This is a genomic window from Janthinobacterium sp. GW822-FHT07H10 (assembly GCF_058798675.1).
Map to the genome: position 1 here is coordinate 75,858 of NZ_JBXAKS010000015.1, position 21,230 is coordinate 97,087.

Below are 21,230 nucleotides of genomic sequence, written 5' to 3' on the forward strand. Positions count from 1 at the left end.
AACAATTATCGCCATGGGGAGCCCCGACAGACCGGCTGCGGCGCCCTCCCAGATAATAAGGGTAAAGCACGTTTTGAGCCAGTCTTGCCCAAGCCGTGCTTAGCCCTTCAGCGTTTGCTCCAGCACATGCAGCTCATGGTTGCATTCCGGGTTCTTGGTGCGGTCCAGCGCGATCTTGCGCACGGCATGCAGCACCGTGGTGTGGTCGCGGCCGCCGAACAGCTCGCCGATTTCCGGCAGACTCTTCTGTGTCAATTCCTTGGCCAGGTACATGGCGATCTGGCGCGGCCGGGCGATATTCGCGGGGCGGCGCTTCGAATACATGTCGGCCACCTTGATATTGAAGAAGTCGGCCACCGTTTTCTGGATGTTTTCCACGGAAATCTGGCGGTTCTGCACCGACAGCAAGTCCTTCAGGGCTTCCTTGACGATATCGATGGTGATGTCTTTGCCATGGAAGCGCGAATAGGCGAGGATCTTGCGCAGCGCGCCTTCAAGCTCGCGCACGTTCGAGCGCAAGTGCTTGGCGACAAAGAAGGCCACGTCGTCGGAGAAGGTCACGCCTTCCTGCTTGGCTTTTTTCAGCAGAATGGCCACGCGCATTTCCAGTTCCGGCGGTTCGATGGCCACTGTCAGGCCCGAGTCGAAGCGCGAGATCAGGCGGTCGTCCATGCCCGTGATTTCCTTCGGATACGTATCCGAGGTGATGATGATTTGTTTCTTTGCGGCAATTAATGCCTCGAACGCATAGAAGAACTCTTCCTGCGTGCGGCTCTTGCCGCCAAAGAACTGGATATCATCGATCAGCAGCATGTCGAGCGAGTGATAGTAATGCTTGAAGTCGTCGAAACCCTTGCGCTGGTAAGCGGTCACTACGTCGCGAACGTACTGTTCTGCGTGGATGTAGCGGATCTTCGCGCCCGGATTGTCGGCCATCACCTGGTTGCCGATGGCGTGGATCAAGTGGGTCTTGCCGAGGCCGACGCCGCCGTAGAAGAACAGCGGGTTATACGACACGCCCGGATTGTTCGCCACCTGGATGGCGGCGGCGCGCGCCAGCTGGTTGGCCTTGCCGGTCACGAAGCTGTCGAAGGTCAGGTCGGTGTTGATGCGGCTCTGCTCGCGGCGCGGCGCGGCGCCGATGCTCAGTTCCGGCACGCTGGGCTGCGGTTCCGCGGCGCGCGCGCTGGGCGCGCCGCCATTCGGATCGCTGGCCGGGGTGCTGGCGGTCACGGGCTTCTTCGGCAGGGCCAGGCGGGGGTCGAGCACGAATTGCACGTCCGTCGGCGCTTCAAAGTATTGAATGGCCAGGGCCGTGATGCGGCTGGCGAACTGGGTCTTGACCCAATCGAGCTTGAAGCGATTGGGCGCAGCAATGCGCAGCTTGCCCTCTTCGTAATCGAGAGGGATAAGCGGTTTGATCCACGCACTGAATTGTTGCGGTGTCAGCTCCAGTTCCAACTGCGCGGAACAGGCCTGCCAGAAATTATCCATGTATGTCTATGTGAAAAGGTGTGGGAGGGCGTATCGATTCTGCCCTGCGTTCACCGTGTTGCAAGGCCGGCGTCGCGCGAGGGCTCGCCACACGTAACGCGCTATTCTACTCCCGACTGCGAAAGTTATCCACAGGCACGGCTGTTATTTTTATGTGGCGGGGTGGGGCGCCATGTGTATAAGAAGCGACTTATCCCCCGGTTATCCCGTCACAGGCAGTGCTGGCGCGGCCTGTGGCGGGGCCTTGCCGGCAGATGGGGCGCGGCGCGCAAATTTCCAGGCGATCACGGCAATCCTTGACAAGAGGGGGGCATATGCTGAATAATTCAGGGTTCCCCGCCCGTATTCCGTGTTTATTCATTTGGAACGACAATATGGACTAAGCGTGGATTAAGCGGGCGATGAGATTGGCCAGCTTGTGCCTTGGCATAAGTGCGCGATTGTCATTGGCACCAAAAACTGACGGGACGTCAGACCCGATTTTGCATTTTTTTTGTTTTTAGCGAGACCAACATGAAACGTACTTACCAACCTTCCGTCGTTCGCCGCAAGCGTACGCACGGCTTCCGCGCTCGTATGGCTACCCGTGGTGGCCGTGATGTGCTCAACGCACGTCGCGCAAAGGGCCGCAAACGTCTGGCCGTCTAGGCTTGTCGTTGACAGCTGATCGCGTGGCTAGCTGTACTCCAGTCGGCAATCAACGCGAAGGTTCACACGACTTCGCGCGCGTTCGGCGTATCGTTAAAACGGATGAATTTTCATCCGTTTTTCGTTTGCGCCCTTCGCAAAAAACAGCGCATTTTGTGCTGTACACCCGACACAATCAATTGCCGCATGCGCGGCTGGGCGTCGTTGTGGCCAAGCGTTTCGCGCCACGCGCGGCGACCCGCAACACGATCAAGCGCGTCACGCGCGAGCTGTTTCGCAACAGCGCGCTGCCGCCGGTCGACTGCGTGGTGCGCCTGTCGCGCGCCGTCAACAGCAAGGATGGCCCGGCCACCACGACCCGGCTCAAAGCCGAGCTGCGTGAAGAATTGAGCCGCCTGTTCGCGGCGCAAATCGCCGCCCAGGCCCGTTCTGTTGCTGCGCCACCACCGTCCGCGCCATGAAAACCCTGCTGCTGTTCTTGCTGCGAGCTTATCAGTTGCTGATCAGCCCCATGCTGGGACAGAATTGCCGTTTCTATCCGAGCTGTTCGCATTACGCGATGGAAGCGTTGCGCGTGCACGGCACCGCCAAGGGCAGCCTGCTGGCTGCCAAGCGCGTGTGCCGTTGCCACCCCTGGAATGAAGGGGGCGTCGACCCGGTGCCGCCGGCCGATTGCAAACAATCTTCAACGACCGCTTGCGGTTGCAACCACTCCTGACAAATACCCTAATGGATATCAATAAACGTACCATCCTGTGGATCGTGTTTTCCGTCTCGCTGGTAATTCTCTGGAACGAATGGATGATCTCGAACGGCAAGCCGTCGATGTTCTCCGCGAACACGGAACAAACCGCCAAGGCGCCTGCCACCCCGGCCGCGACGGCCGCCCTGGCTGCCAGCGCGGCTGCCGGCGCGAGCGCCGTGCCTGGTGACGCTGCCGATCCCGCCGCGTTCAAGCGCGAAGTGATTACCATCACCACCGACGTCATCAAGGTCGATATCGACACCCTGGGCGGCCAGGTCAAGCGTCTGGAATTGCTGAAATTCAAGGGCGCGGGCAATCCGGGCTGGTTTGGCGGCTGCTTCGGCCTGTTCAAATGGTGTCAGCCTGACGACGGCAAGCAAAACGAAGTGCTGTTCGACGAAGGCGCGAACCGCACCTATCTGGCACAGTCGGGCCTGGTTGGCGGTCCTTTCCCCACCCATGCGAGCGGTTTCACCGTGCAGCCTGGCGTGCGCACCCTGGGTGACGGCAAGCAAGTACAACTGGTGATGGAAGCCGTCGAAGGCGGCGTCAAGCTGACCAAGACGTTTACCTTCAAGCGCGGCGATTACGTCATCGACGTGCGCCATGACGTGGCCAACGTGGGCGCAGCCCCCGTCACGCCGCAGCTGTATCTGCAACTGACGCACGATGGCAACAAGCCGGTCGGCGACTCCTTCTTCAACAGCAGCTTCACCGGTCCGACCCTGTACACGCCACAGGACAAGTACCAGAAGCTGACGTTCGAGAAAATCGAAAAAGCGGCCGTGGAAGACGAGAAGAAGGGCAACGACAACGCCATGAAGGGCCTGCACCCGGCGACGGCGAATGGCGGCTGGTTTGCGATTTCGCAGCACTTCTTCGTGTCCGCCTTTGTTCCGCCTGAGAACGCCAAGCGCGACATCTTCACGAAGAAGGTCGGCACCAACCTGTACGCCATCGGCAACGTGCTGCCGCTGCCGACCCTGGCGCCAGGCGCTACGGCCAGCATGGACAGCAAGCTGTACTCGGGTCCGCAAATCGCCCACCTGCTCGAGCCTGTCTCGCCCGGCCTGGAGCTGGTGAAGGACTATGGCTGGCTGACCATCATCGCCAAGCCGATGTTCTGGGTCATGGAACAGATCCACAGCGTGCTCGGCAACTGGGGCTGGACCATCATCGCCTTCACGATCCTGATCAAGCTGGCATTCTTCCCGCTGTCGGCCGCCGGCTACCGCAGCATGGCGAAGATGAAACTGGTCACGCCGAAGATGCAGGCGATCCGCGAACGCTACAAGGGCGATCCGCAAAAGATGAACCAGGCCACGATGGAGCTGTACAAGACGGAAAAGATCAATCCGCTGGGCGGCTGCCTGCCGATCCTGATCCAGATGCCTGTCTTTATCGCCCTGTACTGGGTGCTGAACGCGTCCGTGGAAATCCGCGGCGCGCCATGGATCGGCTGGATCACCGACCTGGCCCAGCATGACCCATGGTGCATCCTGCCCGTGCTGTACGCGATCTCGATGTACATCACGACCAAGCTGAACCCGGCTCCGGCCGATCCGATGCAAGCGAAGATGATGCTGTTCATGCCACTGGCATTCTCGGTGATGTTCTTCTTCTTCCCGTCGGGCTTGGTACTCTACTGGGTCGTCAACAACGTCCTGTCGATCGGCCAGCAATGGGTGATCACCAAGAAATACGCGCCTGCCGTCAAGTAAGTCCGGCCAGCGACCAGAAAGCCCGCCTCGCGCGGGCTTTTTTTTGACATCGTACATGTCAAAAAAAAGTGGGTTTTGCCGGTTGTCCACTGACCTCCCCCTTCATGTGCACCCGGTTTGTCGCTGAAAATATCGCGGCTCCTGCAGCCTTCCCGAATACACTACAATTACTCCATGAAACTCGACTCTTCCCCTATCGCCGCCATCGCCACCGCTCCCGGACGCGGCGGCATCGGCGTGGTACGCGCCTCCGGCAAAAACCTCGCCCCCTTGATGGCCGCCCTGTTCGGCGCGCAGCAGCTGAAACCGCGCCACGCCACCTATTTGCCGTTCACGGAAGCCGATGGCAGCATCATCGACCAGGGCATCGCCATCCACTTCAAGGGTCCGCATTCGTACACGGGCGAAGACGTGCTGGAATTGCAGGGTCATGGCGGCCCCGTGGTGCTGCAGCTGCTGCTGGCGCGCGTGCTGGCGGCGGGCAAGGACAGCGGTCTGCGCCTGGCCGAGCCCGGTGAATTCACGCGCCGCGCATTCCTGAACGACAAGCTCGACCTGGCGCAAGCCGAAGCCGTGGCCGACCTCATCGACGCTTCCACGGAAGCGGCGGCCAAGTCCGCTTCGCAATCGCTGTCGGGCGCGTTCTCCAACACGATTCACGCGCTGGTGGAACAGGTGACGGGCTTGCGCATGCTGGTCGAGGCGACCCTGGATTTCCCGGAAGAGGAAATCGACTTCCTGGAAAAATCGAATGCGCGCGGCCAGTTGAAGGCCGTCATCGAAGCGCTGAACAAGGTGTTTGCGCAGGCGGCGCAGGGCGCGCTGCTGCGCGAAGGTCTCAATGTCGTGCTGGCCGGCCAGCCCAACGTCGGCAAATCGTCGCTGCTGAACGCGCTGGCGGGCGCCGACGTGGCGATCGTCACGCCGATCGCCGGCACCACGCGCGACAAGGTGAGCGAAACCATCCAGATCGAGGGCATACCGCTCAACATCATCGACACGGCCGGCATCCGCAGCGCGGGCGACACCATCGACGCCGTCGAGCGCATCGGCATCGAGCGCACGTGGGGTGAAATCGGCAAGGCCGACGTGATCCTGCACCTGCTCGACGCCGACCACGGCCCGACGCTGGCCGACGAAACCATCGTCGCCGCCTTCCCCGAAGGCGTGCCCGTGGTGCGCGTGTGGAACAAGATCGATCTCTCCGGTCACAAGCCCAGCGTCGACAGCCTGCCCGACGCCACGCACGTGTATCTGTCGGCGCACGAGCACATCGGCATCGACCTGCTGCGCACGGAGCTGTTGCGCATCGCCGGCTGGCAGCAGACGGGCGAATCGCTGTACCTGGCGCGCGAACGCCATTTGATCGCGCTCAAGTCGGCCGGCAAGCACTTGCATGTCGCCGCCGAGCACGCGGCGCAGGACGACCAGTCGCTGGACCTGTTCGCCGAAGAGCTGCGCCTGGCGCAGGTGCAGCTGTCGAGCATCACGGGCGAGTTTTCGCCTGACGATCTGCTGGGCGTGATCTTCAGCCGTTTCTGCATCGGCAAGTAAGCGGGGAGCGATGATGAAAACATGGATCGCTGCCGCACTGTGCTGTCTGCCGCTGCTGGTGACGGCACAGGACAAGCTGCCGCGCGACGTGGCGCAATTCATTGAGAATGCGCAAATGTGCGAGCATTTTGCCGGCGAATGGGACGATCACGACAAGGCGCGCCAGCGCGAGATCACGCAAGCCGTGGCCAGCTCCTGCGGCCAGGCGCAGCGGCAATGGAAGCGGCTGTCGGCCAAGTATGCGCGACAGCCCAAGCTGCAACAAGTCATTGCCGAGAATGCCAATGACGCGGTGCGCAGTTTCCGGAAATAGCGGCGGCCCTGGTCGGCGCTGCTTCAGCTCTTCTTGCCCTTGGCCTGTTCTTCCCTGAATTTCTGGAACGTTTCGATGTGCTCGGCCCGGCGCAGCACGCGTGAGCGCGGGTCGAGTGTATAAGTGGCGCCAGCCGGCAGCGGCAGTTCGCCAAAGCCCAGCGACATGGAAACGGTATGGATTTCCTTGCCGATACGCACTTCCACCGGCATCGGGAAGGCGATGTCGGCAGGCGTCTTCCATAGCAGGCGCAGGGTGTCGCCGTCACGCGTGGCGGACAACTCGGGCAATGCCGCCTGGTACAGATAAGCCTGGAAAAACCAGTCGTAATTGCTGCCCGTGACTTTGTTGACGATGGCCATGAATTCCTGCGTGCTGCCGTAGCGGGGCTGGAACTGGCCTGGCTGCGGCTGTTCCGTGCCGTAGACGAGCAGGCGCACGGCGCGGAAGAAGGCGTCGTCGCCGATCAGTCCGCGCAAGGTGTGCAGCACCAGCGCTCCTTTCACATAAATGTCGCCGCCCGGCCCGCCTTTCTTCGGGTCGTAGACTTCTTCCTCGCTTTTCGGCTTGCCCGAGACCATGGGCGCCTTGTTGGCGATGCCGGCGCGCATCTGCTGCAATGCAGCAAAATATTCCTGCTCGCCCCGCAGGTATTGCATGTACAGCGGCTGCATATACGTGCCGAAGCCTTCGTGCAGCCACATATCGTCCCAGTTGCTGTTGGTCAGCTGGTTGCCGAACCATTCATGGGCAAACTCATGCTGCAGCAATTCATCGTAGCCATAGCTGGTCTTGGCGAACTTGTTGCCATAGGCATTGATGGTCTGGTGTTCCATGCCCTTGTGCGGCGTTTCGGCGATGCCGACCTTTTCGTCGCCAAACGGGTAGGGGCCGATGACGCTTTCGAAGAAATCGAGCATGGGCGGCAGTTCGGCAAACAGGGCGCCCGCCTTGGCTTCGCTTTCCGGCAGGTACCAGAATTGCAGGGGGATGCGGTTGCCGTAGCGGCTAGCATACTCGCCCTGCAGGCTGCGGTAGGGCGCCACGTTGAGGGCGATGCCATAGGTGCTCGGATGCTTGGCGCGCCAGTGGTAAGTGCGCCAGCCGTCGGCCTCATCCATGCCGAGCGCGATGCCATTGCCGGCGGCTACCAGCGGCGCCGGCACCTGGATGTGCTGGTCGATCAGCTGGGCCTTGCCCATCGGATGGTCGATGCAGGGCCAGAACAGGTCGCAGCCTTCGCCTTGCACGGCGCTGGCAATCCACGGCGCGCCATCGGCCGTCTTCGACCATACCATGCCGCCATCCCACGGCGCCTTCACGGCGACGTGCGGCACGCCGTGGTAGACGACGCGGATGGTGGTGCGGGCGCCTGCCGCGATGGTGGCGGGCAAGGTGATGTTGAGCCGCCCTTGCGGGTTGGCATAGTCCTGTGCCCGCAGCGCCTTGCCGTCGACCTCGACGGCATCGATGGGCAGGTTGCGGTCCAGGTCCAGCGCGAAACGCGTGATCGGCTGCGTCGCCAGGAAGGTCAGGCGGGCATCGCCGACGATGCTGCGGCTGGCCGGTTCGATGCGCAGGGTCAGGTCGGCGTGTTCGAACACCACTGCCAATTGTTCCGGCGTGCGCTCGGCGCCCGAAGCGAGGGTGTAGTCGGTGGGCGCGCGCGTGGCGCAGGCGGTGAGCAGCAGGCAAGAGAACAGCAGGGGAAGATGTTTCATGGCGGGCACGCGGCAAGTGAACGGAATGACGATTGTAGTGTTAAGTGACAACGTTGTCGTGTGGAAATTTCAGATGGCCGATGAGGAGCAAGCGTGGCCGCCGTTGAGAAATGTCATGTGCTCAAAACTGCGCTGACGTAATCTTGCTGAGCGGCCTTGCAGTGCCGCTAGGAAAGGAAGCGCCATGGACAGCAAACAGCCGGAAGTCGTGCAACGCGAGGGGGAGGTGATGGTGGCGCTGCCCGCCATGCCGGAGCTGATCGCGGCCTTGCCGCCGAAAGGCGCGTGTTGGTACTGCGACAAGCCGCTCGACGCCGTGCGCCGCTTCTGCGGCAAGAGCTGTGGCGTGGCGTATGCGGAAGAGGCGCAGTACAACCGCTGAGCAGAGGCCGGGCCGCGCTAGCGGCGCCGCAGCAGGGCCGCCAGGGCGCCGTCAAAATCGAACTCGTGCGCGGCGGCCGCCACTTCCTGGTAGACGTTCACGCCCAGGCTGGCAGCGAGCAGGCTGGCCGAGTTTTCCAGGATGTCGATGGCGGCGCCGTCGCCTTCGCGCAGATGGCTGGCCAGGCGCGCCAGCAGCAGCTGGATGGCGGGCGCGGCCGGATCGGGGGCCACATCCTGCGCCGCCGTATGCGTGTCTTCCGGCGTGCCCAGCATGCTGCTGACGGCTTTCAATAATTGGTCTTGCGCCAGTTCCAGTTGCAGCATTTGCCGTTCCAGGTCGGGCGCCTGCGCCCGCAGCGCCGCTTCCAGCGTTTCCGACAGGCTGTGCACGTGGCGCGCGCCTATCATGCCGGCTGCGCCTTTCAGGGTATGCGCCTTCAGGCGCGCGCACGCATAATTGCCCGCGTCGAACTCGGCGCGGATCTGGCACGGCGTGGTGCCATGGTCGTGCAGGAAACGGCGCAGGATTTTCAGGTACAGGATGCGGTCGCCCATGATGCGGCCCAGTCCGTTCTCGACATCGAGAATGCGGACCATGTCGGACGCCGCGAGGGCGGCATCATCTTCGCAAGTGGCGTGTGGTTTCATCATGCCTGGTGTGCAGAGGGCCCCAAAACTTGTCAATTGCAGTAATGCAATATCCGCTATTTTACATCCAGTCGCCCCCGACGCCGCGTCCGCTTGCCATGCGCCGCCAGACTAGCGCGTCGTGAATGACCAGTTGCGCGTGACGTCCGCACCATTGACTTTGCCGATGAAACTCACGTCATAGGCCGTGTTCGCGTTCAGGGACGCCAGCGGGATGATGGCGGCGGCCGACACGGGCGTGTGCGCATCGTTGTCGCTTTTCAGCAGGCGCACCGCCAGGTCCGTGGTGCTGCCGCGCTGGCGCACGCTGAAGGCGGTCACGCTGATGGCCGAGCCGTAGTTGGCATGCACGCTGATCGGATAGCCGACGATATCCTGGTTCGGCACGGGGTCGGGCGATTCGTTATTGCTGGAAAAGCTGGTGGCGACCTTCAGCTGGCCGCTGAACGGGTAGGTAACGAGCTGTCCTGCGGGCAAACCGGGGCCGTAGCTGCTGTTGCCGGCCAGGTCCGTGGTGAAATACGCGTAGCCACTGGTATTGACGGCCGCGCCCGCGCCGCCCTCCTTGAACAGCGGTTCAAAAATCACGAAACGGTGATAGATGGCCGTGATCAGCTCTTCGGCCAGATAAAAGCCGGAGGTGTTGGCCGCGCCGGCGATGACTTCGCCCTGCAGCGAAGTGACGACGTAGCCGGCCTTGGCCAGGCGGTCGCCCAGCTTGACGCCGGTAAAGCCGGACTTGCCCAGCACTTGCTCATGGGCCACCGTATTGTTGGTGTTCAGATAGGCGGAATGGCCTTGCGCCGCATTGTCGATCAAGCCATTGCGCGACAGTACCGACAGGCCGGTCTGGCTGCGCCGGTAATTGAACCAGTTGTAGCCATCGGTAGCGATATTGTTGCTGACGAGCGGGGCGCCGGGTTCCTGTGTCAGCTGCCCGGCTGGTGTCGAGGTGGCTAATGATGTGGTGCCGCCGCTATCGCCACCGCCGCCGCAGGCGCTCAGCAGTACTGCGATCAGGAGGGCGGGGATGCTGTGTTTCCAACGCGGGGACGAGGCAATCAAGCTGACTCCTGTATAAGTGGGTGGGGGCCGCCGGGCTACCCTGTGAAACGATTCTAAGGCATTTTTATATGCCGTAGAGCATCAATGAAAAGATAAGTCGCCTACTCGTGCGCGGACGCTGCCGTGGCGGCGCAGGGTAGAATGAGCATAGTGCATGGTTTGCCATCCCGCCGTTGTATTTCCGATTTCTTTGATTGCCGATAATTTGAACACATTGCCCAAGTCGCGCCTGCAGCGCGCCAAATACGCCTTGCCCAGCATGGTGACTTTGCTTTCGATAGCGTGCGGCTTTGCCAGCATCGTCATTTCCGTCGATAACGCCGGCATCGGCGAGCCGGCCGACTACCGGCTGGCGGCGGCGCTGCTGGTGCTGGCCGGCGTCTTTGACGCGCTCGACGGCTATGTGGCGCGCGCCACGGGCACCAGCTCGCAGTTCGGCGTGCAGCTCGATTCCATCGCCGACGTGATGAATTTCGGCTGCGCCCCGGCGGTATTGTTGTATTGCTATGGTTTCGTGCAGATGGGCGTGCATGATCCGCTGCTGCTGCGTTTTGGCGGCATGGCCAGCTTCTTCTTTGTTGCCTGCGGCGCCATGCGCCTGGCGCGCTTCAATGTGAACGTGGGGCGTACCGACCCCATGTACTTTGTCGGCATGCCGATCACGGCCGGCGCCGCCTGCGTGGCGGCCGTGGTGGTGGCGTGGCCGGCGCCCATCGATTCCACCTTGCACAGCTATCTGCTGATGCTGCTGCTGGTCGGCGTGGGCAGCCTGATGGTGTCGACCTTGCGCTTCCCCAGCTCCAAGCAAAAGAAAAGCCTGGCCGCGCTGCTGGTGCTGATCGTCGCCATCGCCCTGTTGGTGTGGCTGAAGACCAGTTTCTTTGCGCTCTTCTTTGCCGTCTACATCGGCGCCACTCTGGCGCTGAACCTGGCCTGGCACCTGGGCTGGCGCGGTATTGCGCTACCGCAGGTCTTCAACGATCCGGACGAGATCGATTAAATCCTAGGCCACCTCGTGCCCGCGGGCGGCGCGCAGGATGGCGAACCAGTCGCTGCGGCTGAGCGTGAACTGCGTGCCTTCCACGGCCACGCCCACGGCCTCGATGCGGCCCGTGCCCGTCAGCGGCAGGGGGCGGCAAGGCAGTTGCATGATCCACGCGAAGACGACGCTGGCAAACGGACGCTGCAGCTGGTCGGCGATCTGCTTGATGACATTGCGCAAATTCTCCACATTCGCATCGCCTCCCTGGAACAGCCGGCCGCCGGCCAGCGGCGACCAGATCATCGGCGCCACCCCCACGTCCTGCAAGCCGTCGAAGGTTTCGTCGAACAGCGGTGTGACATGCAGCGGCGAAAATTCGACCTGGTTCGTCACCAGCGGGAAGCGCCGGTGCAGGCATTCGAACTGGTGGCGGCTGAAATTCGATACGCCGAAGTGCAGTACCTTGCCGGCCGTTTTCAATTGCGTGAAGGCGCCGGCGATCTCGTCGAAATCCATCAGCGGATCGGGACGGTGGATCAGCAGCAAGTCCAGGCGGTCCGTCTGCAGCTGGCGCAGGGTGTGCTCCACGGAACTGGTGATGTGCGCCGCGCTCGTGTCGTAGTGCTGGATGGCATGGCCGGGACGGTGCGGCGACAGCAGCTTGATGCCGCACTTGCTGACCAGCTCCATCTTGTCGCGCAAGCCCGGCTGCAGGGCCAGCGCTTCGCCGAACAGGCCTTCGGCGCTGTAGTCGCCATAGATATCGGCATGGTCGAAGCTCGACACGCCCAGGGCCAGGCATTGCTCGATGAAGGCCAGCCTTTGCTGCGCCGACATATTCCACTCGCCGATGCGCCACATGCCGGCGACGATGCGCGACAGTTCGGGACCGTTGTTGCTCAAACGGCTGCGCGGTGCTTGCAGGCTGGCGGGAAATACATGGCTCATGGGCTGGCTTTCTGATGGTGGCGAGGAAGGACTCGCCACGATTATAGCCAGCTACGCTACAGCATGCTGCGGATGAAGCGGCAGCACCGCTCCTGCAAGGCCGCGTCGAGCTGGCCGCCCAGCTGCATCTGGTACACGAGCGCCGATTGCAGCATGAAGGCGAACAGGCGCAGGTCGAGGTCGGCGCGCACGCCGATGCCCAGCAGGCGCTGCACCACCAGGGTGATCCACGGTGCGACGATCTGTTCGCGAAAGCGCAGTTGCGCCGCCGCATCGTTGTGGATCAGCACCAGCAAATCGCAGGTGAAGCGGCCGTCGGCGTTCAGGTTGTCGAAGATGCGCGCGCAGATCGCCTCGATTTCCTGGCCTTCCGGCATGTCGAGCGCGCGCTGCAGCTTTTCCGCCGTGCGCTTGACGAGCGCATCGAGCAGCATCTCTTCACGGCGCGGCCAGCGCCGGTATATCGTCTGGCGCCCTACGCCGGCCGCGTCGGCCACCATCTGTATCGTCACCGCGTCGAGCCCATGCTGGCGCACCAGCATGACGATCGCTTCCAGCACCGCATCTTCCACGCCCGCCTTGCGCGGGCGGCCACGCGGCGCTGCCTTATTTTTAAGCATGTTGAGCCTGTCTCTGAATGTTTCTTTTAATTATGGTACGATGCGCACCGTAAATGCAAAGCAACTGCTTGTCAATCACGCTGGTCAACTAACCAAGAGATTGACAGATGAGCGCCGCGATATCCCAGTCTGTCCAACGTGAACTCTGCACTTTCCGCGGCGCATGCCCGCATTTCCTGTCTGATCCCACATCCATCACTGTGGCGGTTCGCGCCGCCTGAGGAAAACCTATGAAAACCATCGGGATTTCGCCGCACCGGCGTAATTTCTTGCGCAAGGCCGTCGGCGCTGCGCCTGCCGTGGCCTTGCTGGCCGGCGCCGGCGGCGGCCTGGCCCTGGCCGTCTCCAAGGACCAGCCTGCCTACAAGCCCCGTTTCTTTGACGCTACCGAATGGGCGACGCTGACGGCGCTGGTCGACCGCCTGATCCCCGCCGACGGCGAAGGGCCGGGCGCGCTGGAGTCTGGTGCGCATGAATTCATCGACTTGCAGATGAACACGCCCTACGCGTATGGCGCGCTGTGGTACATGCAGGCGCCGTTCGTGCCATCGATCGAACAGTTCGGCTACCAGTTCCACATGGCGCCGCGCGAGCTGTACAAGAGCGCCCTGGCTGGCGTGAACACGGCCGTCAAGCAGCAGTCCGGCAAGCCTTTCGTGCAGCTGAGTACGGCCGAGCGCGATGCCGTCATCACGCAATTGCAAAAGGGCACCCTGGATATCGGCGAAGTGCCAGCCAAGGTCTTCTTCAACCAGCTGCTGCAAAACACGCGCGAAGGCTATTTTTGTGACCCCGTGCATGGCGGCAACAAGGACATGCTGGCCTGGAAGATGGTGGGCTTTCCTGGCGCGCGCGCCGATTACATGGACTGGGTGGAACAGTATGGCAAGAAATACCCGCTGCCGCCCGTGTCGATTGCCTAAACCTGTCATCGCATAGTTTTTGTACCAGATCAAAGAAAAAGAAAAACCATCATGAGTGATATCAAACCCGATTTGAAAATGCAGCATGTCGATGCCGTGATCGTGGGCTTCGGCTGGACCGGCGCCATCATGGCCAAGGAATTGACGGAAGCGGGCCTGAACGTGGTCGCGCTGGAACGCGGCGAGTACCGCGACACCTATCCGGACGGCGCCTATCCGAAGACCCTCGACGAGCTCACCTACATCCAGCGCAGCAAGCTGTTCCAGGACATGTCGAAAAGCACGTTCACCTTCCGCCACAGCATCACGGGCGTGGCCGTGCCCTACCGCCAGATCGGCGCGTTCAAGCCCGGCACGGGCGTGGGCGGCGCGGGCTTGCACTGGTCGGGCATGCACTGGCGCGTCCTGCCGGAAGAACTGCAGATCCGCAGCCATTACGAACGCCGCTATGGCAAGAAATTCATTCCCGAAGGCATGACGATCCAGGACTTTGGCGTGACCTACGCCGAACTGGAGCCGCACTTCGATTTCGTCGAGAAAGTCTTCGGCACCTCGGGCCAGGCGTATAAAGTGAACGGCATCGTCGTCGGCGACGGCAATGTGTTCGAGGGCGACCGCTCCGACAATTACGCGCTGGCGCCGCAAAAAGTGCCGTACACGGCGGAATTGTTCCGCCGCGCGGCCAAGGCCGTCGGCTACCACCCGTTCGTCAACGCTTCGTCGAACGCGTCCGGCCCGTACACGAATCCGTATGGCTGCCAGATGGGGCCGTGCAACTTCTGCGGTTTCTGCTCCGGCTACGCCTGCTACAACTATTCCAAGGCTTCGCCCAACGTCAACATCATGCCGGCCCTGCGCATGGTGGCCAACTTCGAATTGCGCGCCAACTGCAACGTCGTGCGCATCAACCTCGATGGCAGCAAAAAACGCGCGACGGGCGTGACCTACATCAATGCGGACGGCAAGGCCGTCGAGCAGACGGCGGACCTGGTGATCGCCAGTGCGTTTGCCTACAACAATGCGCACCTGTTCCTGCTGTCGGGCATCGGCAAGCCGTATGACCCGGTCAGCAATGAAGGCGTGGTGGGACGCAATATCGCCTACCAGATGATGTCGACCATCCAGACCTTCTTCAAGGAAGACACGAATACCAACCCGTTCATCGGCGCCGGCGGCACCGGCGTCGCGCTCGACGACTGGAATGGCGACAATTTCGACCATGGCCCGCTGGGCTTTGTCGGCGGTTCCCCCGCCTGGTGCAACCCGGCCGGCTCGAAGCCGATCTCGGGTATCGCCACGCCGGACGGCACGCCCGCCTGGGGTTCGGCCTGGAAGAAGGCCGTCAAGAAGAGCTACCTGAACACGGTCTCGTTCGACTGCCACGGCGCCAACATGACGTACCGCGACTGCTATGTCGACCTCGACCCGACCTACACGGACAAGTATGGCCAGCAATTGCTGCGCTTTACCTTCGACTGGAAGGAAAACGACATCAAGATGAGCCGTTTCGTCACCGACAAGATGATGAAGGTGGCCGAGGCCATGAATCCGGAATCGATCAAGGTGTCCGTCAAGAACGTGGGCGACCACCTCGACTTGCGCAATTACCAGACCACCCACTGGGCGGGCGGCACGGCCATGGGCGCGGACCGCAAGACCAGCGTCGTCAACCGCTACCTGCAGAGCTGGGACGTGCACAACGTGTTTGCCGTCGGTTCCAGCGTGTTCCCGGTCGGCATCGGCTACAACCCGACGGGCCTCGCTTGCGCGCTGACCTACTGGTCGGCCAAGGCCATCCGCGAGCAATACCTGAAAGATCCCCGTCCCCTGGTCGCTTGATAAAGAACAAGAAGATGAACAACACATTCACCCATACCGTGGGCGCGCTGCTGCTGGCGCTTGCCGCCAGTGCCCCCAGCGCCGCCTGGTCCGCCAGCGCAGCTGGCACCGCCACCGCCACCCCGAACGCCCAGCTGATACGCCAGGGCGAATACCTGGCCCGCGCCGGCGACTGCATCGCCTGCCATACGGCCGGCACGAAAGGCAAGCCGTTCGCGGGCGGCCTGGGCATGGAAACGCCGATCGGCAAGGTGTATTCGACGAATATCACGCCCGACAAGAAGGCCGGCATCGGCGACTGGAGCTTTGCCGATTTCGACAAGCTGATGCGCACCGGCGTGACCAAGCACGGCTACACCGTGTATCCGGCCATGCCGTATCCGTCGTACTCGCGCCTGAGCGAGGCCGACATGCAGGCGCTGTACGCCTACTTCATGCATGGCGTGAAGGCGGATCCGACGCCGAACAAGGCGGCCGACATTCCGTGGCCGCTGTCGCTGCGTTTCCCTTTGACCATCTGGCGCTGGGCCTTCGCGCCCACGCCGCAGCCATACAAGGCGCCCGCCACGGGCGACGCGCAATTGCTGCGCGGTGCCTACCTGGTGCAGGGCCTGGGCCACTGCGGCGCCTGCCATACGGCGCGCGGCGTGGGCATGCAGGAAAAATCGCTGACGGACGAGAGCAACACCACCTTCCTGGGCGGCGGCGGCGTGATCGACGGCTGGTCCGTGCCCTCGCTGCGCAATGAGCATGGCGGCGGCCTGGCGCGCTGGAGCGCGGCGGAGATCGCCGAATTCCTGAAGACGGGCCGCAACAGCCATACGGCCTCGTTTGGCGCCATGAACGACGTGGTGGCCCATTCCATGCAGCACATGACGGATGGCGACCTGGCGGCCATGGCGACATACCTGAAATCCCTGCCGCCATCGAATCCGGCCACGCCCGCGTTTGTCGCGGATGAAAAATTGGGCAAGCAGTTGTTCAGCGGTATCGTCGACTCGAAAGGCGCGCAGTTGTACCTGGACCGCTGCGCCGGCTGCCACCGTTCCGACGGCAAGGGCTACGACAAGGCATTCCCTGCGCTGGCCGGCAATGCCGTGCTGCAGACGAATGATCCGACTTCGGCCATCAACATCGTGCTGTCGGGCGGCGCCGTGCCCGCCACGCGCACGGCGCCGTCGGCGCTGACGATGGCGCCGTATGCCGACATTTTCAATGATGAGCAGACCGCGCAGGTGGTGACCTTCATCCAGACCAGCTGGGGCAACCGCGGCACGCCCGTGACGGCGGCGCAGGTGGCCAAGGTGCGCAAGCTGTCCGTGCCGGTGGCAGCGTCGCAGACGGAAGCGACGTTTGCCGCCGGCCGCCCGGGCACCTTCCCGCCCGTGGCGCGCAAGCCGCATTTGAAGGATGCACCGCTGAAGTAATTTGACGTAGCGCAAGACGAAAAAAATGCCCGCAGCATCTGCGGGCATTTTTGTATGTTGCGAATTACTGAGTGAACATTACTTCATCCACAGGCGCATGGAATCCCAGGCGCGGCCGAAGATGGTGGCCTGGTTGATGGTTTCCAGCGCCACGACAGGCAGTTCCAGCAGAACCTTGTCGTCGACCATCATTTTCAGCTTGCCGACAGGGGCGTTCTCGGCCAGCGGAGCGACCAGCGGGTCCTTGCGTTCCAGTACCGGTTTCATCTTGGCGGCCGTGCCTTTCGGTACGGTGACGAGCACATCGCGCGCGAAACCGATTTTCACGGTGCCTTTCGAGCCTTTCCATACTTCCGGCGTGGCCACGGCCTGGCCTTTCGAGTACAGCTTGACCGTATCGAAGTTCTGGAAGCCCCAGTTCAGCAGCTTCTGGCTTTCCTGCGTACGGGCCTGGTCGGACGAAGTGCCCAGCATCACGGAGATCAGGCGGCGCTCGCCGGTGCCGCCTGGACGGCGGGCCGAGGCGATCATGCAATAGCCGGCCGCTTCCGTGTGGCCCGTCTTCATGCCGTCCACGGTTGGGTCCAGCCACAGCAGGCGGTTGCGGTTAGGCTGGGTGATCTTGTTGTAGGTGAAACTCTTGATCGAATCGATCTTGTAGAATTCCGGATAGTCGGCGATCACGCGCTGGGCCAGCACGGACAGGTCTTGTGCCGTGGAAAAATTATCCGGGCTAGGCAAGCCATGCGGATTGGCAAAACGCGTGTTTTTCATCCCCATGCGCTGCGCTTCGCGGTTCATCAGCACAACGAACGTGCCTTCATCGCCGGCAACGGCTTCAGCCAGCGCCACGGCGGCGTCGTTGCCCGATTGAATCATCAGGCCGTGCAGCAAGTCGTCGATCGACACGGGCGTGGCCGGGTCGATGAACATCTTCGAGCTGCTCGAGTCGACTTTCCATGCGCGCACGGACACATTCACTTTTTGGTCCAGCGCCAGCTTCTTTTCGCGGATGGCGGCAAACGTCAGGTAAGCCGTCATGATCTTGGTCAGCGACGCCGGCTCGATGCGGGCGTCCGGATCTTGCGAGGCAATGATCTGGCCACTGGTGGCGTCAAGCAACAGCCAGGATTTGGCGGCGATGGTCGGTGCGGGGACGCTCTGGGCGTGGGCGGCGGATAGGAAAAATACACTGGAGGCCAGTGCCGCTAAAAGTTTTTTCATGGAGGCTGGTCTGCGAAAAAGATGAAGGCTGAGGGCCATGCCGTTGCTGCATGCATGGCCGCGTGGAAAAAACGGATCAATTATAGCCGTGGAGGCGGGAGTAAGCCCACACTTCAATGATCATCCGCTGCGATTGCGGGTTTGTCACCATGCCACAGCGCAATCACGAGGTTCTTGATGTGATTGAGCTTGCGGTGGAAAAAGTGGTCGGCACCGGGGATCACGATCACGGGAATGTCTTGTGGACGGGCCCAGTCGAAGACGGCGGACAGGGGGATAGTGTCGTCCAGTTCGCCGTGGATCAAGATGGTGTCGGCGGGAATATCGGCCATCGCCCACTTGCCGGCCGCGCTGCCGATCAGCGCCAGGCGCTCGGCCGGCGTGCCGGCGGCGGCCAGGCGTTCCTGCAGTTTCGATTGCACGAAGGTGCCGAACGAGAAACCGGACAGGGCCACGGGCAAGCCAGGGTACAGGCCGCGCATGTGTTCATACAGCAATTGCATGTCATCCGTCTCGCCCGCGCCATGGTCGTGCACGCCTTCCGAGGCGCCGACGCCGCGGAAGTTGATGCGCGCCACCACATAGCCGAGGGCGACAAAGGCGCGCGCCAGGGTTTGCGTGACCTTGTTATCCATCGTGCCGCCGTACAGCGGGTGCGGATGGGCCACCAGGGCGATGCCGCGCGGGGTGTCTGCCGGGAAATCGAGCAAGCCTTCCATGCTGCCTGCATGGCCGGCGAGGGTAAATTTTTCCGAGTTTCTGTTCATGATGCTCATACTGGTGGCGTAGGCTTAAATTAAGATTAAAGATGGGGCTCAGATTTTCAGGCGCTCGACGATCTTTCCGCCCACCAGGTGCGTATCGATGATTTCATCGATATCGCTGGTGTCGACATAGGTGTACCAGGTCGCTTCGGGGTAGATGACCAGCAGCGGGCCCTCTTCGCAGCGGTCCATGCAGCCGGCCTGGTTGATGCGGATCTTGCCCGCGCCATTCATGTCGAGTTCCTTGATGCGGCGCTTGCAATGCTTTTGCGCCGCTTCCGCGCCATGGTCGCCGCAGCTGTTGCGGCCGTCTTCACGTTTATTCATGCAGAAAAAAACGTGGCGTTCAAAATACGGTGCGTCGCTCATACTATTCTCCTGCTGATTCATCAATGCGCCATGATAGCGCTTATGAGTGGTCTTCGCGACGCTGGCGCTGCGCATCGTCCTGCCGGTTCAGGCGGTGCGAGGGCAGGCACAGGAACCACAGGGCCATGAAGGGCCACAGCAGGGCCAGGAATTGCGCCGCGCCATTGAAGTTGAGGAACTTGCCCTGCACCCAACCTTGCAAGGTCGACATGAAATACGGGTTGATCGGTGTCGTGTTCACCATGACCAGGCTCAGCATCAAGGTGGCGGCCGCGATGCGGCGCTGCGCCACGTGCGGTGCGAACGCCAGGCCGCCCAGCATGATCAGGCCGATCAAGAAGCCGCCCTGGGCGCCCGGCGTGATCCAGACGAAGGCGTTTTCCGGCGAGAACAGCAGCGCGCTGGCCATCGAGCGCACCACGAGCGCGGCGGCGATCAGGGCCAGCATCAGCACGGCGCGGGGCGCGGCGCGCCGTAGCAGGCACAGCAAGGTGAGCACGGCGCCCGTCATGCCGCACGCCGTGATGATGGTTTCCGATAGCCAATATTGTTCAACTGTTAATATCGCGTCGGGACGCAGGTACGACGCCAGGTCGATATCCATGCCCATCAGGGTGGAAAACCAGTCCGACAGGATGGGCAGCAGCTGGCCCAGGCCGAACAGATAGCCTTGCGGGTAGATTTGCGCCAGTGGCCACAGCGCCACCAGCACGAGGCCCTGGCTGGCGTGCTGGGCAAACCAGCGCTGGCGCAACCGGTACAAATGGCTATGGTCGAGCAGCTTGCGCGCCGTCAAGGCGCCGATGATGGCGCCGAGGCAGCAGCCGGCCGTATTCGTGTAAAAGTCGAGATTCGACGAGACGCGGCTGGGCAGGTAGGTTTGCACGGCTTCCATGCTGCCGGATATGAACACGCCGCACAGGCTGGCGACGACGACGGCCAGGAAACCGGTGATGCGGGGAAACAGCGAATACACGAGCAGGGCGCCCAGCGGAATATAGCCGACGACGTTGATGCCCACGTCAAAGCCCGTCCAGTAGCGGGGCATGCGCGTGTTTTCCAGGAAGGTCAGCGGCGACAGGCCATTGCTGTGCCAGCCCGTGAACGGGAACCAGCTCGCATACACGATCAGGAAGACGTAGGCGAGCAGGGTCGCGCGCGAGACGGGCGAAGAGCGTGCCGGGGGCCGCGGCGCTGGCGGGCTGGCGGGGGCTGCGGGTGCCGTCATTCTTTCGGCAAGTTCAGCGTGCCCAGCCAGGCCAGCAGGTCGGCGGCGACGGCGTCCGATGCCGACGCCAGTGCCTGCGCCCCGCCTTGCGCGTCGGCGCTGGCGGCCTGGCCGCTGCGGCTGAAGGTTTTCTGGTCGAGCAGGCGGTGGCCGCGGAACAGCGAGGCGCGCAGCGAGACGTGGCCGCTGCTTTGCGTCTGCGTGTCGAAGTTTTGCGAAAAATCATCGACGTCGATGCGCAGCAGCGGCACGCCGGCCGCCGCATCCGTGGTCGACAGCACTTTCACGCCGCTCTGGGCGACGCGGGTTTTCAGGCGTTGGCTCAGCAGTTGCAGCGGCGGCGTGTTCCAGCGGTTGTAGGCATACGGCCGCGATTGCTGCGCATCGGCGTACAGCAGGCGGTAGTACATGCGCTGGCTGTCCAGCCAGGAAGGGCCATTTGCGTCGGCGATCACCAGCACGGGCACGGGCGGCGTGCCGGCCGGCATGGCCGCCAGCGGCGCCGCCGGGCCGAAGTCATAGAACGTGGGGACGGGGCCACGGCTGGCGCAGCCGCCCAGCAGGAATACCGTGGCCAGGGCCACTATGCTGACATTGCGTGAAATCTGCATGC

At 62.5% G+C, this 21,230-nt stretch carries 22 protein-coding genes; 11 read left to right on the forward strand and 11 right to left on the reverse strand.

Translation table 11 applies throughout. The features are described from left to right. Positions 1 to 99: 99 nt before the first annotated feature. On the reverse strand, positions 100 to 1,494 hold the full coding sequence (gene dnaA, locus AC1RDJ_RS24995; protein ID WP_071326150.1) for a chromosomal replication initiator protein DnaA: 1,395 nt from the start codon (positions 1,492 to 1,494) through the stop codon (positions 100 to 102). A gap of 513 nt (positions 1,495 to 2,007) precedes the next feature. Between dnaA and rpmH the strand changes: the two genes are divergently transcribed. From rpmH to AC1RDJ_RS25025, 6 genes are all read left to right on the forward strand, one after another. After that, positions 2,008 to 2,142, forward strand: coding sequence for a 50S ribosomal protein L34 (gene rpmH / locus AC1RDJ_RS25000; RefSeq protein WP_010401996.1), 135 nt, complete (start codon positions 2,008 to 2,010; stop codon positions 2,140 to 2,142). A gap of 8 nt (positions 2,143 to 2,150) precedes the next feature. Next, positions 2,151 to 2,603: a ribonuclease P protein component gene (gene rnpA / locus AC1RDJ_RS25005; RefSeq protein WP_083412080.1), complete on the forward strand. Its 453-nt coding sequence runs from the start codon at positions 2,151 to 2,153 to the stop codon at positions 2,601 to 2,603. After that, entirely contained in the window at positions 2,600 to 2,860 is a 261-nt protein-coding gene (yidD, locus tag AC1RDJ_RS25010; RefSeq protein ID WP_071321631.1) for a membrane protein insertion efficiency factor YidD, read from the forward strand. Before rnpA ends, yidD begins: the two co-directional genes overlap by 4 nt. Before the next feature lie 11 nt (positions 2,861 to 2,871). Then, positions 2,872 to 4,608 (forward strand): membrane protein insertase YidC, encoded by a 1,737-nt coding sequence (yidC, locus tag AC1RDJ_RS25015; protein WP_493029038.1) that lies wholly within the window; start codon positions 2,872 to 2,874, stop codon positions 4,606 to 4,608. Positions 4,609 to 4,782: 174 nt separating this feature from the next. Further along, positions 4,783 to 6,162, forward strand: coding sequence for a tRNA uridine-5-carboxymethylaminomethyl(34) synthesis GTPase MnmE (gene mnmE / locus AC1RDJ_RS25020; protein ID WP_493029040.1), 1,380 nt, complete (start codon positions 4,783 to 4,785; stop codon positions 6,160 to 6,162). Between the two features lie 13 nt (positions 6,163 to 6,175). Next, positions 6,176 to 6,475, forward strand: coding sequence for a hypothetical protein (locus AC1RDJ_RS25025; RefSeq protein ID WP_493029041.1), 300 nt, complete (start codon positions 6,176 to 6,178; stop codon positions 6,473 to 6,475). A gap of 23 nt (positions 6,476 to 6,498) precedes the next feature. Here AC1RDJ_RS25025 and AC1RDJ_RS25030 read toward each other — a convergent pair whose 3' ends face one another. Then, positions 6,499 to 8,196: a M1 family metallopeptidase gene (locus tag AC1RDJ_RS25030; protein WP_493029043.1), complete on the reverse strand. Its 1,698-nt coding sequence runs from the start codon at positions 8,194 to 8,196 to the stop codon at positions 6,499 to 6,501. Between the two features lie 184 nt (positions 8,197 to 8,380). On the opposite strand from AC1RDJ_RS25030, the gene AC1RDJ_RS25035 reads away from it, so the two are divergent. Continuing rightward, entirely contained in the window at positions 8,381 to 8,578 is a 198-nt protein-coding gene (locus AC1RDJ_RS25035; RefSeq protein WP_071321636.1) for a hypothetical protein, read from the forward strand. A gap of 17 nt (positions 8,579 to 8,595) precedes the next feature. Here AC1RDJ_RS25035 and AC1RDJ_RS25040 read toward each other — a convergent pair whose 3' ends face one another. Then, a complete protein-coding gene (locus AC1RDJ_RS25040; protein WP_071321637.1) occupies positions 8,596 to 9,231 on the reverse strand; it encodes an Hpt domain-containing protein in 636 nt (211 codons plus the stop codon). Positions 9,232 to 9,339: 108 nt separating this feature from the next. Continuing rightward, complete coding sequence (locus tag AC1RDJ_RS25045) at positions 9,340 to 10,293, reverse strand: CAP domain-containing protein (protein WP_493029044.1); 954 nt, start codon at positions 10,291 to 10,293, stop codon at positions 9,340 to 9,342. A 229-nt stretch (positions 10,294 to 10,522) separates the two neighbouring features. Here AC1RDJ_RS25045 and pssA point away from each other — a divergent pair, with 229 nt between their 5' ends. Then, complete coding sequence (gene pssA, locus AC1RDJ_RS25050) at positions 10,523 to 11,293, forward strand: CDP-diacylglycerol--serine O-phosphatidyltransferase (protein WP_493029054.1); 771 nt, start codon at positions 10,523 to 10,525, stop codon at positions 11,291 to 11,293. A gap of 3 nt (positions 11,294 to 11,296) precedes the next feature. On the opposite strand, the gene AC1RDJ_RS25055 is transcribed toward pssA, so the two are convergent. Then, positions 11,297 to 12,223: an aldo/keto reductase gene (locus AC1RDJ_RS25055; protein WP_071321638.1), complete on the reverse strand. Its 927-nt coding sequence runs from the start codon at positions 12,221 to 12,223 to the stop codon at positions 11,297 to 11,299. A 56-nt stretch (positions 12,224 to 12,279) separates the two neighbouring features. Then, positions 12,280 to 12,843: a TetR/AcrR family transcriptional regulator gene (locus AC1RDJ_RS25060; protein ID WP_493029045.1), complete on the reverse strand. Its 564-nt coding sequence runs from the start codon at positions 12,841 to 12,843 to the stop codon at positions 12,280 to 12,282. Between the two features lie 230 nt (positions 12,844 to 13,073). Here AC1RDJ_RS25060 and AC1RDJ_RS25065 point away from each other — a divergent pair, with 230 nt between their 5' ends. Genes AC1RDJ_RS25065 through AC1RDJ_RS25075 form a run of 3 tightly spaced genes read left to right on the forward strand, consistent with a single transcriptional unit; the run spans position 13,074 to position 17,032 of the window. Further along, positions 13,074 to 13,766 (forward strand): gluconate 2-dehydrogenase subunit 3 family protein, encoded by a 693-nt coding sequence (locus tag AC1RDJ_RS25065; protein ID WP_289889682.1) that lies wholly within the window; start codon positions 13,074 to 13,076, stop codon positions 13,764 to 13,766. 51 nt (positions 13,767 to 13,817) lie between these two features. After that, complete coding sequence (locus tag AC1RDJ_RS25070; protein ID WP_232251013.1) at positions 13,818 to 15,605, forward strand: GMC family oxidoreductase; 1,788 nt, start codon at positions 13,818 to 13,820, stop codon at positions 15,603 to 15,605. Between the two features lie 14 nt (positions 15,606 to 15,619). Continuing rightward, positions 15,620 to 17,032 carry a cytochrome c gene (locus AC1RDJ_RS25075; protein WP_493029046.1) on the forward strand — a complete coding sequence of 471 codons (1,413 nt, stop codon included), beginning with the start codon at positions 15,620 to 15,622 and terminating at the stop codon, positions 17,030 to 17,032. Between the two features lie 78 nt (positions 17,033 to 17,110). Here AC1RDJ_RS25075 and AC1RDJ_RS25080 read toward each other — a convergent pair whose 3' ends face one another. From AC1RDJ_RS25080 to AC1RDJ_RS25100, 5 genes are all read right to left on the reverse strand, one after another. Next, positions 17,111 to 18,256, reverse strand: a complete 1,146-nt coding sequence (locus tag AC1RDJ_RS25080; protein ID WP_071321642.1) for a D-alanyl-D-alanine carboxypeptidase family protein — start codon at positions 18,254 to 18,256, stop codon at positions 17,111 to 17,113. 113 nt (positions 18,257 to 18,369) lie between these two features. Beyond that, positions 18,370 to 19,023 (reverse strand): alpha/beta hydrolase, encoded by a 654-nt coding sequence (locus AC1RDJ_RS25085; RefSeq protein WP_070280179.1) that lies wholly within the window; start codon positions 19,021 to 19,023, stop codon positions 18,370 to 18,372. Between the two features lie 48 nt (positions 19,024 to 19,071). Then, positions 19,072 to 19,389: a (2Fe-2S) ferredoxin domain-containing protein gene (locus AC1RDJ_RS25090; RefSeq protein ID WP_034781335.1), complete on the reverse strand. Its 318-nt coding sequence runs from the start codon at positions 19,387 to 19,389 to the stop codon at positions 19,072 to 19,074. A gap of 40 nt (positions 19,390 to 19,429) precedes the next feature. Continuing rightward, a complete protein-coding gene (locus AC1RDJ_RS25095) occupies positions 19,430 to 20,617 on the reverse strand; it encodes a VanZ family protein (RefSeq protein WP_289889685.1) in 1,188 nt (395 codons plus the stop codon). Next, complete coding sequence (locus AC1RDJ_RS25100; protein WP_071321644.1) at positions 20,614 to 21,228, reverse strand: ABC-type transport auxiliary lipoprotein family protein; 615 nt, start codon at positions 21,226 to 21,228, stop codon at positions 20,614 to 20,616. The genes AC1RDJ_RS25095 and AC1RDJ_RS25100 overlap by 4 nt, the downstream gene beginning before the upstream one ends. Positions 21,229 to 21,230 lie beyond the last annotated feature (2 nt).

Coding starts and splice junctions, on each gene's coding strand:
- yidC (WP_493029038.1), top strand. CDS start 2,872: ATGGATATCAATAAACGTACCATCCTGTGGATCGTGTTTTCCGTCTCG.
- AC1RDJ_RS25060 (WP_493029045.1), bottom strand. CDS start 12,843: ATGCTTAAAAATAAGGCAGCGCCGCGTGGCCGCCCGCGCAAGGCGGGC.
- AC1RDJ_RS25035 (WP_071321636.1), top strand. CDS start 8,381: ATGGACAGCAAACAGCCGGAAGTCGTGCAACGCGAGGGGGAGGTGATG.
- AC1RDJ_RS25100 (WP_071321644.1), bottom strand. CDS start 21,228: ATGCAGATTTCACGCAATGTCAGCATAGTGGCCCTGGCCACGGTATTC.
- AC1RDJ_RS25070 (WP_232251013.1), top strand. CDS start 13,818: ATGAGTGATATCAAACCCGATTTGAAAATGCAGCATGTCGATGCCGTG.
- AC1RDJ_RS25030 (WP_493029043.1), bottom strand. CDS start 8,196: ATGAAACATCTTCCCCTGCTGTTCTCTTGCCTGCTGCTCACCGCCTGC.
- mnmE (WP_493029040.1), top strand. CDS start 4,783: ATGAAACTCGACTCTTCCCCTATCGCCGCCATCGCCACCGCTCCCGGA.
- AC1RDJ_RS25085 (WP_070280179.1), bottom strand. CDS start 19,023: ATGAACAGAAACTCGGAAAAATTTACCCTCGCCGGCCATGCAGGCAGC.
- AC1RDJ_RS25065 (WP_289889682.1), top strand. CDS start 13,074: ATGAAAACCATCGGGATTTCGCCGCACCGGCGTAATTTCTTGCGCAAG.
- AC1RDJ_RS25055 (WP_071321638.1), bottom strand. CDS start 12,223: ATGAGCCATGTATTTCCCGCCAGCCTGCAAGCACCGCGCAGCCGTTTG.
- AC1RDJ_RS25040 (WP_071321637.1), bottom strand. CDS start 9,231: ATGATGAAACCACACGCCACTTGCGAAGATGATGCCGCCCTCGCGGCG.
- AC1RDJ_RS25095 (WP_289889685.1), bottom strand. CDS start 20,617: ATGACGGCACCCGCAGCCCCCGCCAGCCCGCCAGCGCCGCGGCCCCCG.
- AC1RDJ_RS25080 (WP_071321642.1), bottom strand. CDS start 18,256: ATGAAAAAACTTTTAGCGGCACTGGCCTCCAGTGTATTTTTCCTATCC.
- AC1RDJ_RS25075 (WP_493029046.1), top strand. CDS start 15,620: ATGAACAACACATTCACCCATACCGTGGGCGCGCTGCTGCTGGCGCTT.
- AC1RDJ_RS25090 (WP_034781335.1), bottom strand. CDS start 19,389: ATGAGCGACGCACCGTATTTTGAACGCCACGTTTTTTTCTGCATGAAT.
- rpmH (WP_010401996.1), top strand. CDS start 2,008: ATGAAACGTACTTACCAACCTTCCGTCGTTCGCCGCAAGCGTACGCAC.
- yidD (WP_071321631.1), top strand. CDS start 2,600: ATGAAAACCCTGCTGCTGTTCTTGCTGCGAGCTTATCAGTTGCTGATC.
- AC1RDJ_RS25025 (WP_493029041.1), top strand. CDS start 6,176: ATGAAAACATGGATCGCTGCCGCACTGTGCTGTCTGCCGCTGCTGGTG.
- dnaA (WP_071326150.1), bottom strand. CDS start 1,494: ATGGATAATTTCTGGCAGGCCTGTTCCGCGCAGTTGGAACTGGAGCTG.